Below are 14,900 nucleotides of genomic sequence, written 5' to 3' on the forward strand. Positions count from 1 at the left end.
ACCGTGACCACTTCACGCCTCGGCCGGCTCCTCGGCTACGACGGCATCATCGCGACGCTGCTGCTCGGAGCGTTCCGCTACTTCCTCGTCTCGCTCTCGTTCGTCGCGTGCCTCGTGCCCCTGCTGGCCTTTCAGGCGCTGGTCGGCTGGCAGGCGACGCATCTCGCACTCTGGGCCGCAGCCGCCGCGGCCCTGACCGTCGTGCCCGGGCTGCATGGTCTGATGCGGGCAGCCGCCGCGCTGCTCGACTCGGAGCCGCACGTCGCCCGGGTCTTCTGGAGCGGGCTCGCCGATGCCGTTCGGCATCGCTGGGGATCGGCACTGGTGCTGAGCGCCGCGGTTCTGGTGCTGGGCTACGACGTGGCACTGCTCGGAGCGGATGCCGGTGTGCTGCTGGGCGCCGTCGCCGTGGCGGCCGTCGCCGCGGCGATCGTGGTGTCGTCGACGTTCCTGTCGGACTCGCCGCTCCGAGGGGCTGCGTACGCTCTCGCCGCGACTCGGATCGTGCTGCAGCGCCCTCATCTCCCACTCGTGTGGCTGCTGCTCGCCGTGCTCGCGACTCTCGCCACGTCTCTTCCGGTGATCGGTGCGGTGGCCTGGTTGTCGGCACCGGCGCTCGCCGCGGTGTGCGCCACGATCTGCAACCGGACGCTCGGCTTCGCGGGTGCGCGAGAGCGGGTCGGCGCATGATCGCGCGGATCGGCGGACTGACGATCGGGTGGGGTGATGATGCCCCGGCGACTCTGGCCGTCGCCGACGGGCATCCGGCCGCACTCGTCGAGATCTTCACGGCAGCCGAGCAGCGTGCGCGCACCAGCCAGGCCTACGTGCGCTCGGCCCTCGGTGCGCGCCTGCGCCTCGAACGAGCGGATGCCGCACCCGACGCGGTCACCCTCGTGCAGCGCGACCCGGACACGGGCCTCGAGGTCACGACCGTGCTCGCCCTCTCGGGTGCCGCGGTGCGGGTGCAGCACACTCTCCGCGGCACGAGCGCGCAGCCGGTCGTGCTCACCGCCGTCAGCTCGGTCACGATCGGCCTCGGCGTGGGGCCGCACGGGGGTCGGGAGTACGACCTGCTGACCGCGCGCAGCGAATGGCTCGCGGAGAACCGCTGGCACCGCCGTCCGCTGACCGACGAGCTGCCGCCGCTCTCCCTCCCCATCCACGCGCAGGACGGGCGCGGCCATGCCACGCTGACGAGCCACGGCGCCTGGTCGACGGGGGAGCACCTTCCCGTCGGCGCCCTGGTGCACCGGGACGGCGCGGCCGTCGCGTGGCAGATCGAGAGCGGCGCCGGCTGGCACGTCGACCTCAGCCAGGGTCTCGACGGTCTGACCCTGTCGCTGCTCGGTCCCACCGATCTCGAGCACCAGTTCGCCCACGAGTTGCGTCAGGGCGACGAGTTCGTCACGGTGCCCGTCGCGCTCGCCGCCTCCGTGCGAGGCTTCGACGCCGCGATCGCCGACCTCACGTCGCACCGCCGCGCGATCCGGCGCGTCGACGGCCCCGAGCTGCCGATCGTCTACAACGACTTCATGAACACGCTCATGGGGCAGCCCTCTTCCGAGGCGCTGCGCCCGCTGATCCGGGCGGCGGCCGAGGCCGGCGCCGAGGTCTTCTGCATCGACGCCGGCTGGTTCGCCGACCCGGCGATCGGGGACTGGTGGGACAGGGTCGGCGAGTGGCAGGAGGCCCCGAGCCGCTTCGACGACGCCGGCCTCCGCGGCATCATCGACGAGATCCACGCGAAGGGCATGCGCTCCGGTCTCTGGCTCGAGCCCGAGGTCGTCGGCGTGAACAGCCCCGTCGCACAGACGCTGCCCGAGGAGGCGTTCTTCCGGCGTCTCGGCGCGCGCGTACGCGAGCACGACCGCTACCACCTCGACTTCCGGCATCCGGCAGCCCGCGCGCACCTCGACGAGACGGTCGACCGGATCGTGCGGGACTACGGCGTGAGCTTCCTCAAGCTCGATTACAACATCAACCCCGGCGCCGGCACCGAATGGCAGGCGACGGCAGCCGGAGACGGTCTGCTCGGTCACGTCCGCGCTCTGGGCGACTGGCTCGACGAGGTGCAGGTGCGGCATCCGGGGTTGCTGATCGAGAACTGCTCCTCCGGCGCCATGCGCGCCGACTACGCGCTGCTGTCGCGCACGCACCTGCAGTCCACCAGCGACCAGCAGGACTTCCGGCTGTACCCGCCGATCTCGGCATCCGCCCCGGCATCCATCGCCCCCGAGCAGGCGGGCAACTGGGCGTATCCGGCGGTCGGGATGACGGATGCCGAGACGGCGTTCACGCTCGTCTCCGGTCTCAGCGGACGCCTCTACCTCTCGGGCTTCCTGGGTGAGCTGCGTGCCTCTCAGCGCGCACTCGTCGGCGAAGCTGTCGAGCTGCACAAGACCCTCCGCTCGGACCTCGCCGTGAGCGTGCCGTTCTGGCCGCTCGGTCTGCCCGGCTGGGACGACGATCTCGTCTGCCTCGGGCTGCGCGGCGAAGCGCAGACCCTGCTGTTCCTGTGGGACCGCGCCGAGGAGCCGCGTTCGTTCACGATCCCCGGCGTGCGGAGCGCCGAGACCCTGTTCCCGGCATCCGCGTCCGAGGTCTGGAAGATCGAGAGCGGCGACGACGGCATCCGGATCGACACCGTCGAGGGACTCGGCGCGCGTGTGCTCCGGGTCAGCGAGGCGCGAGCATGAGCGGCACGATCCGCACCGGCGAGCTGTTCACCGACGACCGCGGACGCGTCGCACAGCTGCACGGCATCGGCATCCGGCAGGTGGGCAGCCACTGGTACGCCTGGGGCGAGGACAAGACGGCCGGCGACCGGTTCACGGCCGTGGCCTGTTACCGCTCGACCGATCTCGCGGACTGGGAGTATGTCGGCGACGCGCTCGCCGCGGGGTCGGGAGACCTCGCCGCGGATCGCATCGTCGAGCGTCCGAAGGCGCTGCAGCGCCCCGACGGCCGCTGGGTGCTGATCGTGCACATCGACAGCGCCGACTACTCCGACGCCCGGGTCGGCTATGCCATCGCCGACGAGCCGGAGGGCCCGTACGAGTACCTCGGCAGTGAACGCCCCCTCGGGAACCTCAGTCGCGACATCGGGGTCTACCAGGAGGATGGCGTGGGCTACCTGCTGTCCGAGGATCGCGACAACGGTCTGCACATCTATCGGCTGCGACCCGACTTCTGCGGCGTCGAAGCTGTGGTCGCGACGCTGCGCCAGCAGGATCGCCCCGAGATCGGATACGAGTCGCCCACCCTCATCCGCCACGACGGCGTGTACTACCTGTTCGGGTCGGATCTCACCGGGTGGGACCTCAACGACAACAAGTACGCCACCGCACCGGCACTCGAGGGCCCCTGGTCGCCGTGGCAGGATGTCGCTCCGGTCGGCAGCCGCACGTTCGACTCGCAGGTGAGCGTCGTGCTGCCCGTCGAGGGCGCGCACGTGTACATCGGCGATCGCTGGGATCGGGAAGACCTGGCATCCTCCGCGCCGATCTGGCTGCCCCTGCGCGTCGAGGAGGGTCGCGCCGAACTGATCTGGCGCGACGACTGGAGCATCGAGGAGCTGAAGCTGTGAACCCCCGTCCCCGCGCGATCATCGCGATGAACCCGCCGACTCTCGCCGAGAACCTCTTCGGCCCGCACCGGGAACGGCTGCGCGACCTGGTCGACGTCAGCGCCGAGGTGCTCACGGAGTTCGACAGCAGAGCGGCCGCCCGGCTCATCGAAGACGTCGAGATCCTTCTCGCCGGCTGGGGCTGCCCGCGCGTCGACCAGGACCTCCTTGACCGGATGCCGAACCTGCGCGCGGTCGTGTTCGCCGGCGGAGCGGCGAGCGCCGTGCTCGACACGGGGGAGGCCACCAGACGCGGCATCGTCTTCACGAACGCCGGAGAGGGCAACGCCCAGGCCGTCGCCGAGTACACCGCGGCCACGATCGTGCTCGCCGGCAAGCGCGCACGCTACGCCGAGCAGCTCTATCGCGAGGGCCGGAAGCCCGTCGATCGCGAGGCCGTGCTGCTCGACAGCGGCAACTTCGGACGCACCGTCGGGCTGATCGGGGCCTCTCGCATCGGCCGTCGCGTCGCGCAGCTGCTGCAGTCGACCGATCTGCGCGTGCTGATCTACGACCCCTATGCCACGGCCGAGGAGGCTGTATCCCTCGGCGGTGTGAAGGTGGATCTCGACGATCTGCTCGCGGCATCCGACATCGTCTCGCTGCACGCACCGGCGACGGCGGAGACCGACCACATGATCGGCGCTCACGAGCTGGACGTCATGCGCGACGGCGCGGTGCTGATCAACACGGCCCGCGGCTCGCTGATCGACCACGACGCCCTGCGCGGCCATCTGCGGGCAGGGCGGATCGACGCGATCCTCGATGTGACCGAGCCCGAGCCGCTCGCGGCGGATGACGAGCTGTGGAGCCTGCCGAACGTCACGCTGACCCCGCACATCGCGGGCGCGACGGGCAACGAGCTGCATCGTCTGGGCCGCGACGTCGTGGACGAGGTGGCACGCTACGTCGCCGGCCATGCCTTCGTCGGATTCGAGCGTGTGCCGGGGGTCGTGTGATGAGCGTCATCCGCAACCCGATCCTGCGCGGATTCAACCCCGACCCGTCGATCCTGCGGGTGGGCGACGACTACTTCATCGCCACCAGCACGTTCGAGTTCCACCCGGCCGTGCGCATCCACCACTCGACCGATCTCGTGAACTGGACCGTGCGCGGACATGCGCTGGACGAGGGGTTCGATCTTCGCGGCATCCCCGACTCGGGGGGCGTGTGGGCGCCGAGCCTCTCGCACTCCGACGGACTGTTCTGGCTCGCGTACTCGATCGTGCGCTCGATGGACGGCGATGACAAGGACATCGACAACTACCTCGTCACCGCCGAGAGCATCGACGGCCCGTGGAGCGAGCCGGTGCATCTGGGCTCTCGAGGCTTCGACTTCTCGTTCTTCCACGACTCCGACGGCACGCACTGGGTGGTCGGGGTGCAGTGGGACCAGCGCCCCGAGCATCCGTCGTTCGGCGGTCTCGTGCTCGAGCAGTACCTGCCCGACGAGAAGCGCACGTCGGGAGGGGCCAGGGTCATCCATCAGGAGCCGACTCTCGTCGAGGGTCCGAACCTCTATCGCGTCGGCGACTGGTACCACCTGCTGATCGCCGCGGGTGGCACCGGCTGGAACCATGCCATCACGGTCGCGCGGTCACGCGACCGCTTCGGACCGTATGAGCGCGACGCCCAGCCGTTCGTGCTGACCAGCCGGGACGACCCGGGCCTCCCGCTCCAGAAGGCGGGGCACGGCGAGCTCGTGCAGACGCCGGACGGCGAGTGGATGCTGGTGCACCTCGCGAGTCGACCGACCCTGCACCTCGGCGAGCGGTACAGCACCCTCGGCCGCGAGACCTGCCTGCAGCAGGTGGAGTTCGTCGACGGCTGGCTCCGCCTCGCGCAGGGCGGCCATCACGCCGCGGTGGAGGTCGAGGTCGCCGGCGACGCTCCGGAGCGCGCGGCGTCGCACGGGTTCGTCGAGCGCTTCGACGCCCCGCGGCTCGACGCGCGACGCTGGTCGACGCTGCGCGCACCTCTCGACCCCGCCACCGCCGACCTGGCCGCGAGGCCCGGATGGTTGCGGCTGCGCGGCGGTCACTCGCCGGCATCCGTCTTCGATCAGTCGATGATCGTCACGAGGGTCGAAGAGCATCGGGCATCCTTCGACGTCACTCTCGATGCCGCGCCGACCAGCCCGCGCGAGCTCGCCGGGCTCATCGCCTGGTACGACCGCAACGGCTGGATCTGGCTGCAGCTCGGGTCGGATGCCGAAAACGGCCGCCACGTGCGGGTCGTGAGCCGCGACGGCTCGCAGACCACGCGCTCGGCGCCGGTCGCTGTGCCCGAGGGCGCGGTGCGGATGCGCGCTGTGCTCGACGGACCCGACCTCCGGTTCGCCCTGGCCGCGGTGGACGACGACGTCTGGACCGAGGTCCCGGGTGCGTATCCGGCCTGGACGCTCTCCGACGACCACGGCGAGCGGCTCCGCTTCACGGGCCTGTTCTTCGGCATCCGTGCGGACGATCTCGACGGCCGCAGCTGGTCGGCCGACTTCGCTGATGTATCGCTGCAGCTCACACGGAAGAGAGATCGATGAAGATCCGACGACGCAGTATCCGACGCACGATCGGTGCACTGACCGCGGGCGTGATCGCGCTGAGCGGTGCGCTCCTCGCCGCACCGCCCGCGACCGCCGCATCGAAGCCCGCGCCCCCGGCCGCTGGCGCGCCGCTCGCAGCCGCCATGCAGGCCCCGCTGCCCGAGATCGTGCCGACGGTCAGCGACGCCGGTTTCGCGCACCCGGGCATCGGCTTCACGGCCGACAACCTCGAGAACATGCGCACGCAGGTGCGAGCCGGCGTCGACCCATGGGCGAGCTACTACGACGCGATGGTCGACACCCGCTACGCATCGCTCGACTTCCGCGCCGAGAACGCGCAGCCGGGCACCGATACGCCGAAGAACGATGCGTACGCGAGCGCGGCGATGCGCACGAGCGCGCTGAAAGACGGCATCGGCGCCATGACCCAGGCCCTTCAGTACGCGGTCACGGGCGACGAGCAGTACCGGGCGAACGCGCTGCACGTGATTCGCACCTGGAGCGGCCTGGACCCCGCGAAGTACGCGTACTTCCCCGACGCCCACATCCACACCGGGGTGCCGCTGTACTACATGCTCATCGCGGCCGAGCTCATCCGCAGCACGGACCCGGTGAACGACACGCTCGACGGCTACGACCTCCGCTGGACGGATGCCGACGAGCAGCGCATCGAGGACAACCTCGTCCGCCCCGTGCTCGAGACCTTCCTGTCCTCGAAGAACCGGCTGTGGAACCAGCACCTGTACGGCGTGATCGGCATGATCTCGCCCGCGATCTTCCTCGATGATGCCGACCTCTATGCCGAGCGCGTCGAGTGGTTCACGGTCAACGCCGGCTACGAGAGCGAGCACGACCTGTACGGCGGCAACGTCAACGGATCGCTCGCCCAGCTGTTCCGCGAGATCCCGGCCGACGACCCCGCCAACACCACAGGCGCCCCGTTCGTGCAGCACATGGAGATGCTGCGCGATCAGGCCCACGGCCAGGGCGACGTCGACATCTTCATCGCGCTCGCCCGCATCGTCGACGCGCAGGGCACGAAGCTCGATCCCGTCGACGGCACGGTGTCGGATGCGGAAGACGCCGTCTCGCCGTACGGGTTCCTCGACAACCGCATACTCGAGGGCGCCGACACGTTCTACGCCTTCATGATGGGCGAGGAGGTGCCGTTCGTGCCCGCGAATGAGGGCGGTGCGCTGTCGCAGGCCTACCGCGGCCGACTGCAGGATCCGCTCAGCGAGGCGTACCTGCAGTACCGCTACGTCGCCGACGTCGATGTCGACGAGGCCGCACCGTACGTCGCCGAGCTTTACGAGCAGAGGGACGGTCCGCTCTACTACTACGGCAGCGGAGTGCAGAACTTCTGGAACGATCGGGGCTCGGACTACACCGGAGCGGAGTACTGGGTCGCCTTCCCCGAAGAGCTCGCGGAGGTCGACGACACGGTGGCACCGCTCGCACCGAGCGCCGAGCTGTCGGTGCGCACGTTCGGGTCGCCGCTCGGCGACGGCGCCGTGCGCGACGAAGCGGACGGCACGTCGTTCATCCGTCTCGATGCGGATGCCGACGACGCCCGCCTCGCGATCCGACGAGCGATCTGGGGCGATCGCGCCTCGCAGTCGCTGGTCGGGGTCAAGGTCCGCAGCGACGGCTCTGCCCGATTGGAGGCATCGCGTACGGCGGCCGAGGCTCCGTTCGCCGAGATCGTCGTGCCCGACACGGGCGGGGAGTGGCGCTACGTCTGGTTCGATCTGGCGCTGGCGAAGACTCCCGGGGCCGTGGGAGAGAACATCCTCTTCCTGCGGGCGACCGGTTCGGACGCGAAGGTCGACGTCGCCGGGCTTCTGGCGCAGGCGAACGGTGTGCTGACGCCGCCGGTGTTCGCGGATACGCCGTCGCTCGATGCGGTGCTGGTCGCAGGCGAGCCGTGGACACGCCAGATCCAGACGACGGATGCCGCGGGCGAGACCGTCACCCTCGCGCTGCAGGGTGCGCCGTCCGGCGCGGCGCTGAACAACGCCGAGCTCAGCTGGTCGCCCGGGCAGTCGGGTGAGTCGGAGATGACCGTCGTGGCATCCGACGGCACGACGGTGACGGCGCTGCCGGTGACCATCACGGTCGCGGAGAGCCGTGAGGCGGCGATCGACGAACTCGTCGGGCGCGCCGGAGAGGGCGCGGAGTACACCTCGGTGAGCTGGGGTCGCTTCGAGGAAGCGCGCGCCGCCGCGGTCGACGGGGCCGGGACGGCGGATGCGCCCGCCTTCGCGACGCTTCTCAGGAGCCTCGGCGACGCGGTCTCGGGCCTCGTCGCGCTCAGCCCGGAGCTGCCGGACGGCACGCTCGACTACCGCTCGCTCGTGATTGCTCCACCCCTCACGGCGGCGCAACTGACCGCGATCACCGACGGAGACAACCAGACGACCTGGGGCGACCAGCGCGTGCCGAGCATCGTGTTCGACTTCGGTGCGAGCTTCCGCGTGAGCGCGGAGCGGTTCGGCTTCCAGGCGCGAGACACCTTCACCAACCGCGCCGAGGGCACGAACGTCTACGGCTCGGAGGACGGAGTGACCTGGACGCTGCTCACCGAGAATCCGAACACGGGCACGGATGCCGCGATCGAGTGGATCCCGGTGCGCAGCGAGGTGCGCGACTCGACGTTCCGGTTCCTCAAGCTTCAGGTCGATGAGCCGGGCGTTCCCTCGGATCCTGCGTACCCGGGGATCTGGAGCATCGCCGATCTGCGCATCGACGGCACGCGCAGCGAGGCCGTCGGAACGATGGATACCGTCGCCATCGGCTCCGGCGACGCGGTCGCCGGGCGGGTGGTCGCGGGCGACACCGTCGAGCTGACGATCACCGGTCCCGCAGGCAACACCGATGTCGCCGTCACCGTGGCGGGTCTCCCCGCGACCGTCTCGTCGCCATCCGCGGGGAAGTGGACCGCCACCGCGACCCTCCCCGCGGGTGCGGCACCGGCGGGCCGCATCGGCTTCACGCTCGACTTCGCCACGGCCGACGGCCGTGCAGCCGACACCATCCACGCCACGACCGATGGGTCCAAGCTGTTCCTGTCGAGTGACAGCGGGCGCATCGACTCGGCGTTCCGCGATGCCACGGTGCTGCGACCGGACGGCGTCGCCGATGCCGCCTGGACCCAGTACACCGCTCGGATGCTGGACGGGAATGCCGCGACCCACTCCGACACCCGGCTGAACTCGGGCCTCTACGGGAACATGTGGGACTTCGGTCCGGACACGACGGTCTCGCTGACCGCGGCCGAGCTGCTCGTGCGGCAGGACGGCTTCGGCACGTCGCGCATCGCGGACATGCGGCTGGAGGGGTCGAACGACCTGGCCACCTGGACGCGGCTCACCCCGCAGGCGCCGGCGAAGACGCTCGACTGGCAGGCCTGGACCGTGCAGGACGACACCGCTTATCGATACATCCGCCTCGTCAACGGTCAGATCCTGAACGTCGCCGAGCTGATCCTGTTCGGGGCGGTGACGACGGCGTCGGCGGTTCCCGCGTGGGATCCGACCGCGGTCTATGATGCCGGCGACCAGGTCTCGTACGGCGACTCGATCTACACCGCGCAGTGGTGGACGAGCACCGTCGCACCGGACAGCTCGTCGACCGGCTCGTGGATGGAGCAGGGTGCGCTCGTACCGGATGCCGGTGACGGTGTGCGGGCCTGGACTTCGTCGTTCGTGTACACCGGCGGCGAGGTCGTGGCTCTTGACGGCCGTACGTTCCGCGCGAAGTGGTGGACCCGGAATCAGGAGCCGCGGAGTGCGAACGGGCCCTGGCAGGACCTCGGCGCGTACTGACGGGTGCGGGGCTGCTCAGGCGCGGGCGGGGCCGGTGGACCCGCGCACGATCAACCGGCTCGGCAGCACGACCGGGCCGTCGTACGGCTCGCCGACCGCGATGCGGCCGGCGAGTTCGCCCACGTCGTGGAAGGGGGCGCGGATCGTCGTGAGCGATGGTGTCAGGTCGGCGACGAGCTGCATGTCGTCGAAGCCCACGACCGAGATCTGCGCGGGGATGGCGATGCCTCGGGCGTTCAGGGCTCGGCAGACGCCGACGGCCATGATGTCGGTCTGGCAGACGATGGCCGTGACCTCGGGATGCTCCTGGAGGAACGCGATGGTCGTCGCCGCCGCGGCATCCGATTCGTTGCTGCTCTGCGCGGCCAGCGCGGGGTCGTAGGCGATCCCGGCATCCGCGAGTCCGGCCTGATAGCCGAGGAAGCGCTGGTGCGGAGTGGTCATCTCGTCGAGCGAGCCGAGGAAGGCGATGCGGCGGTGCCCGAGCTCCACGAGGTGCTCGACTCCGCTGCGCACACCCCCGAGGTGGTCGTAGTCGATCGACGCGATGTGCGGATGGTGGGGGAGTGCTGCGCGACCGCAGAGGATCAGCTGCGCGCCGACACGTGCGAGCGTCGCAGAGTATCGCTGGGCCCGCTCGTCGAACTCCTCCGTCGCGGGTGTGGAGCCGACGAGGAGCACGGCCGCCACGCGCTGCTCGCTGAGCGTCTCGATCAGTGCCGCCTCGCGGTCGGCGTCTCCGCCGGTCGTGCACATCGTGAACAGGTGGCCGTTCGCCGTGGCGATGTCTTCGGCGCCGCCGGCCATGGTGGCGAACGTCGGACCGACCATCATGCTGGAAACGAAGGCGATGCTGCGCCGGCCGACGCCCATCATCGATCGGGCCAGGCCGTTCACCACGTAACCGAGCTCCTCCGCGGCGGCGAGCACCCTGGCATGGCTCGCAGACTTGCCCGCGGCGCGGCCGGCGAGGACCCGGGAGGCGGTGGCGCGCGAGACCTCCGCCCGTCGCGCGACATCGGCGAGGGTCGCACCCCCGCCTCTCTCCGGCCCGGGCGTCGCCGAGCGACGGGCAGGCGGGATGCTGTCGATCGAGGTGGTCACAACGGCAATCTACCGTGACGTGTGGTCGGAGGCGCGGTCCGACGCAACTAGTTGCGCAACCGAGGAAGTACGCGCTGGCTGCAGGGGCTGCTCGACCTGGACGCGCCGGTGCGCGACTATGTCCCGGCATTCTCGCTGGGCGACGCGGCCGCGGCCGCCGCGATCACCACCCGCCAGCTCCTCAGCCACGTGAGCGGATTCGAGGGCGACCTGTTCATCGACACCGGGGCCGCCGACGACTGCGTCGAGAAGTACCTCGAGGTGATCGCCGACACCCCGCAGCTGTTCGCACCCGGTGAGCGCTTCTCGTACAACAACGCCGCGTTCGTCGTGCTCGGCCGCATCGTCGAGGTGCTGCGCGAGAAGCCGTTCCACCGCGCGCTGCACGAGCACCTGGCCGATCCGCTGGGCCTCACCCATGTCGCGACCGACGCGTCGGAGGCGATCATGTTCCGTGCCGCTCTCGGCCACCTCCCGGCGGAGGACGGCGGCGAGCCGGTGCCCGCACCGGTGTGGAGCCTGGTGCGCTCGAACGCTCCTGCCGGCGCGATGCTGGCGATGACCGCGCGCGACCTCGTCACCTACGCGCGCATGCACATCGATGGCGGCATCGCTCCCGACGGAACACGGATGCTGTCGCCCGAGAGCGTCGCCGCGATGCAGACGCGGCAGGTCGAGGTGCCCGACTTCGGACTCATGGGCAGCGCCTGGGGTCTCGGCTGGTCGCTCTACGACTGGGCGGGCGGGCCGGTGATCGGCCACGACGGCGGCACCATCGGGCAGAGCGCGTTCCTGCGGATCGTGCCGGAGGCGGGCGTCGCCGTCGCGATTCTCACGAACGGCGGCACTCCGATCTCCCTGTACCTCCGGCTGATGACGAAGATCCTCGACGAGCTCGCCGGCGTCACGGTCCCGTCGCTGCCCGTGCCGCCGTGAGCTCCGGTCGAGGTGAATCTCGAGCGCATCCTCGGCACCTACTCCTCGTCGGTCTCGGACTCGACCGTGCGCCTCGATGACGAGGGCCGGATCTGGGTCGACCGCACCATGAAGGGCATCTTCGCCGAACTCGGCCCGGCACCGGAACCCGTCGAACTGGTCGGCTGGGCGGATGACAGCCTGATCCCGGTGGAGCCGACGCACGGCGTGCACCTGCCGCTCGCCTTCGTCGGCGACGACGGAACCGGTCGTGCCCTCTACCTGCACACCGGCCGTGCGGACCGCCGGGTCGACGCCTGAGCGCGGCGCGTCGACGGATGCTCGGGCCGAGAGGGGACCTACGTCCATAGCGCGCGCGGACGGCATCTGCCATGGTCGACGGTAAGCGGTGCGTCATGCTCCGCGGGTCGGCCGAGAGGAGGAGGACCGCCTTGCGTCACCACGACCATCGAGCCCGGAGATCCGGTCGCGTCCTGCGGGGCGTAGCCATCGCAGTCGGCATCCTCGTCGCTGTCGGGTGCGCGGGCCCCGCGACCGTGGATCCTGCACCCTCGGCGACATCAGAGGTCGTTCGACCGGAGGCTCCGGAGGGAGACCTGCCCGAAGCGCTGCAGTCCCGACTGCAGCAAGCGCTCGACGAGACGATGGCCGGGTACGACGTGCCCGGGGCCGCCGTCGGCGTGTGGATCCCCGGTGAGGGGTCGTGGACGAGTGCGACCGGCATCGCCGATGTCGAGGCGGGCGCGCCGGTCGATTCAGACATGGCGTGGCCTCTGCGCAGCGTCACGAAGTCCTACACCGTCACCCTGCTGCTGCAGCTCGTCGACGAGGGAGAGGCGAGCCTCGATGACACCATCGGACAGTACGTCGACGGGGTCACCGCGGGCGACGAGATCACGCTGCGGCAGCTTGCGGAGATGTCCAGCGGCAACGCGGATTACACCGACGACGACTTCATCGCGGCGTTCATCGAAGACCCCGAGACCGTCTTCACGCTCGACGAGCTGAACGGCTTCATGCTCGGCAAGCCTGCGCAGTTCGCTCCCGGCAGCGAGAAGGTCTACACGAACGCCAACACCAACCTGCTCGGCGCTGTCATCGAGAAGGTGACCGGTCAGGATTTCGCCGACGTCCTCGACGAGCGCATCCTCGCGCCTCTCGGACAGACCGGCACACGGTACATCGTGGATGCGGCCACATGGAGGGAGCCGCACGCCGTGGGCTACGCGCCGGACGAGGGGACCCTTGCACCGCAACCCGAGAACCAGTCCATCTTCGGCCCGGCGGGGTCTATGGTCAGCACTCTCGATGACGCTCTCGTGTGGGGGCAGACGCTCGGCACCGGTGTGCTCCTGGAGCCCGCGACCCAGAAGGAGCGCCAGGAGGGGGCACCCCTCGATGCCGGCCCGCCCTACGACATCTACGCCCTCGGCATCGGCGAGACGGACGGATGGTGGGGACACAACGGCGAAGGGCTCGGTTTCACGGCCGCCGTCTTCCATCATCCCGAATCGGGCGCGACCGTGGCGGCGTTCATGAACGCGTCGAACCTCGCCGACAGGGCCCACCCGGCAGATCAGATGTTCCGCGCAGTCGCCCGGATTCTCGCCGCGGAAGCAGATCGATGACGGGTGCCGGCATCCGTCACGCCCGTCACCCGGTCGCTCAGTTGCCGAGGCCGTCGAGCGCCCAGTGGTAGCGCAGGCGGAGGCCGCGCTCCATGCTCGCCAGGGCCGCGCCGACGCCGAGGGTGATGTTGAGCCAGAGGGGGAGATGAATAGGCGAGACGAACGTGCCGAAGCGCTCCGCGATCGGTGGGATCTCGGAGATCACCTGCGCCAGTTGAGGCACATTCACTGCCACACCGATGATCAGGAAGACGATCGCGGTCCCCGCGATCCACCGGCTCGCGACCGGATGCGAATGATCGAGTCGGAGGCGGCGGCCGATCGCCGATCTCGGATGCGGGGTGAGGAGGTGCTCGGAGCGGTCGGGCGTGACGTAGTGCATCCGCCGGAGACCGTAGGTACCCGCCGCCACCTGGATCACGCCACCCTCGACGGCGAACTTCGCCGGCAGCTTCGACACGACGGCATGCGCCCCGTCGCGGTAGAGGTGGGCACGAGGGTCGCCGTCGTCGTCGGTCCGCACGTCCACCGCGTACATCGCATCCGGCGCGCCCGGCCGCGGCACCGTCAGCGCGAACAGCTTCCGCCCTGTCACCAGGTGCCACCACCGGAATGGCTCGAGTGGACGCCCGTCCCCGCGCTTCTGGCGGCGGGGCATCGTGCCGTCGTCGGCATCTCCGAGCATGCCGAGCGCGTCGGCATCGTCTTCGTCGAACACGGACATGCTTCTATGAGAAGCCCTGTTCCTGGAACATGGTCAATGAGCGCTCAGCCGTGCAACTGCTCCCGGAGGGCGTCGATGTCCCAGACGTTGGACATCTGGGTGAACCTGCCGTCGCTGATTCGGTAGACGGTCACCTCGTCGATCTCGATCGCCTTGCCGGTCGGGGCGACCCCGAGCCATTCCTTCGCGGGCGTCCCTCGGGTGATGGCGTGACTGCCGACGGTGTCGCCCGAGACGGTGAGCTTCAGCACCTCGACCTGATAGTCGGGCATCGCGTCGGTGATGCTCGCGAACGCGGCCACACCCTGCTCGCGGGTCACGGTCTGACCGTGCGAGAGGATCTCGTCGGCCATGAACTCGCCGATCTGGTCCCATCGGTGCGCGTTGATCGCGTCGACGTACCGGCCGTAGAACTCACGGATGTCGAAATCGGACATGACTTCTTCCTTTCCTGCCCGTCGTGCGGGCTCGATCTGCCTGCGGGTTCGCGGGCAGGACCATCGTGCCTCCC

12 protein-coding genes are annotated in these 14,900 nt (G+C 70.0%); 9 read left to right on the forward strand and 3 right to left on the reverse strand.

The features are described 5' to 3' along the window. Positions 1-3: 3 nt before the first annotated feature. Genes RS85_RS17580 through RS85_RS17605 form a run of 6 tightly spaced genes read left to right on the forward strand, consistent with a single transcriptional unit; the run spans position 4 to position 9,997 of the window. A complete protein-coding gene (locus tag RS85_RS17580; protein ID WP_152642460.1) occupies positions 4-690 on the forward strand; it encodes a hypothetical protein in 687 nt (228 codons plus the stop codon). Continuing rightward, entirely contained in the window at positions 687-2,699 is a 2,013-nt protein-coding gene (locus RS85_RS17585) for an alpha-galactosidase (RefSeq protein WP_046014752.1), read from the forward strand. Before RS85_RS17580 ends, RS85_RS17585 begins: the two co-directional genes overlap by 4 nt. Then, entirely contained in the window at positions 2,696-3,589 is an 894-nt protein-coding gene (locus RS85_RS17590) for a family 43 glycosylhydrolase (protein WP_046014978.1), read from the forward strand. Before RS85_RS17585 ends, RS85_RS17590 begins: the two co-directional genes overlap by 4 nt. Next, on the forward strand, positions 3,586-4,587 hold the full coding sequence (locus RS85_RS17595) for a hydroxyacid dehydrogenase (RefSeq protein ID WP_200894863.1): 1,002 nt from the start codon (positions 3,586-3,588) through the stop codon (positions 4,585-4,587). The genes RS85_RS17590 and RS85_RS17595 overlap by 4 nt, the downstream gene beginning before the upstream one ends. Beyond that, positions 4,587-6,167, forward strand: coding sequence for a glycoside hydrolase family 43 protein (locus RS85_RS17600; protein ID WP_046014753.1), 1,581 nt, complete (start codon positions 4,587-4,589; stop codon positions 6,165-6,167). The genes RS85_RS17595 and RS85_RS17600 overlap by 1 nt, the downstream gene beginning before the upstream one ends. Further along, positions 6,164-9,997, forward strand: coding sequence for a carbohydrate-binding protein (locus tag RS85_RS17605; protein WP_046014754.1), 3,834 nt, complete (start codon positions 6,164-6,166; stop codon positions 9,995-9,997). The genes RS85_RS17600 and RS85_RS17605 overlap by 4 nt, the downstream gene beginning before the upstream one ends. 15 nt (positions 9,998-10,012) lie before the next feature. Here the strand turns inward: RS85_RS17605 and RS85_RS17610 are convergent, their stop codons facing one another. Then, on the reverse strand, positions 10,013-11,101 hold the full coding sequence (locus tag RS85_RS17610) for a LacI family DNA-binding transcriptional regulator (protein WP_052703622.1): 1,089 nt from the start codon (positions 11,099-11,101) through the stop codon (positions 10,013-10,015). A 51-nt stretch (positions 11,102-11,152) separates the two neighbouring features. Between RS85_RS17610 and RS85_RS17615 the strand changes: the two genes are divergently transcribed. The 3 genes from RS85_RS17615 (at position 11,153) to RS85_RS17620 (ending at position 13,665) form a co-directional block, all read left to right on the forward strand. Next, complete coding sequence (locus tag RS85_RS17615; RefSeq protein ID WP_052703623.1) at positions 11,153-12,037, forward strand: serine hydrolase domain-containing protein; 885 nt, start codon at positions 11,153-11,155, stop codon at positions 12,035-12,037. 12 nt (positions 12,038-12,049) lie between these two features. Then, positions 12,050-12,337, forward strand: coding sequence for a hypothetical protein (locus RS85_RS19925; protein WP_052703624.1), 288 nt, complete (start codon positions 12,050-12,052; stop codon positions 12,335-12,337). Positions 12,338-12,468: 131 nt separating this feature from the next. Next, positions 12,469-13,665 carry a serine hydrolase domain-containing protein gene (locus RS85_RS17620; RefSeq protein WP_052703625.1) on the forward strand — a complete coding sequence of 399 codons (1,197 nt, stop codon included), beginning with the start codon at positions 12,469-12,471 and terminating at the stop codon, positions 13,663-13,665. 37 nt (positions 13,666-13,702) lie between these two features. Here RS85_RS17620 and RS85_RS17625 read toward each other — a convergent pair whose 3' ends face one another. After that, positions 13,703-14,389, reverse strand: coding sequence for a hypothetical protein (locus RS85_RS17625; RefSeq protein ID WP_235282481.1), 687 nt, complete (start codon positions 14,387-14,389; stop codon positions 13,703-13,705). Positions 14,390-14,433: 44 nt separating this feature from the next. Beyond that, positions 14,434-14,826 carry an ester cyclase gene (locus tag RS85_RS17630; protein ID WP_046014755.1) on the reverse strand — a complete coding sequence of 131 codons (393 nt, stop codon included), beginning with the start codon at positions 14,824-14,826 and terminating at the stop codon, positions 14,434-14,436. Between the last annotated feature and the right edge of the window lie 74 nt (positions 14,827-14,900).

Source organism: Microbacterium sp. SA39, from assembly GCF_000967865.1.
In the GTDB taxonomy this organism is placed as follows: Bacteria; Actinomycetota; Actinomycetes; order Actinomycetales; family Microbacteriaceae; genus Microbacterium.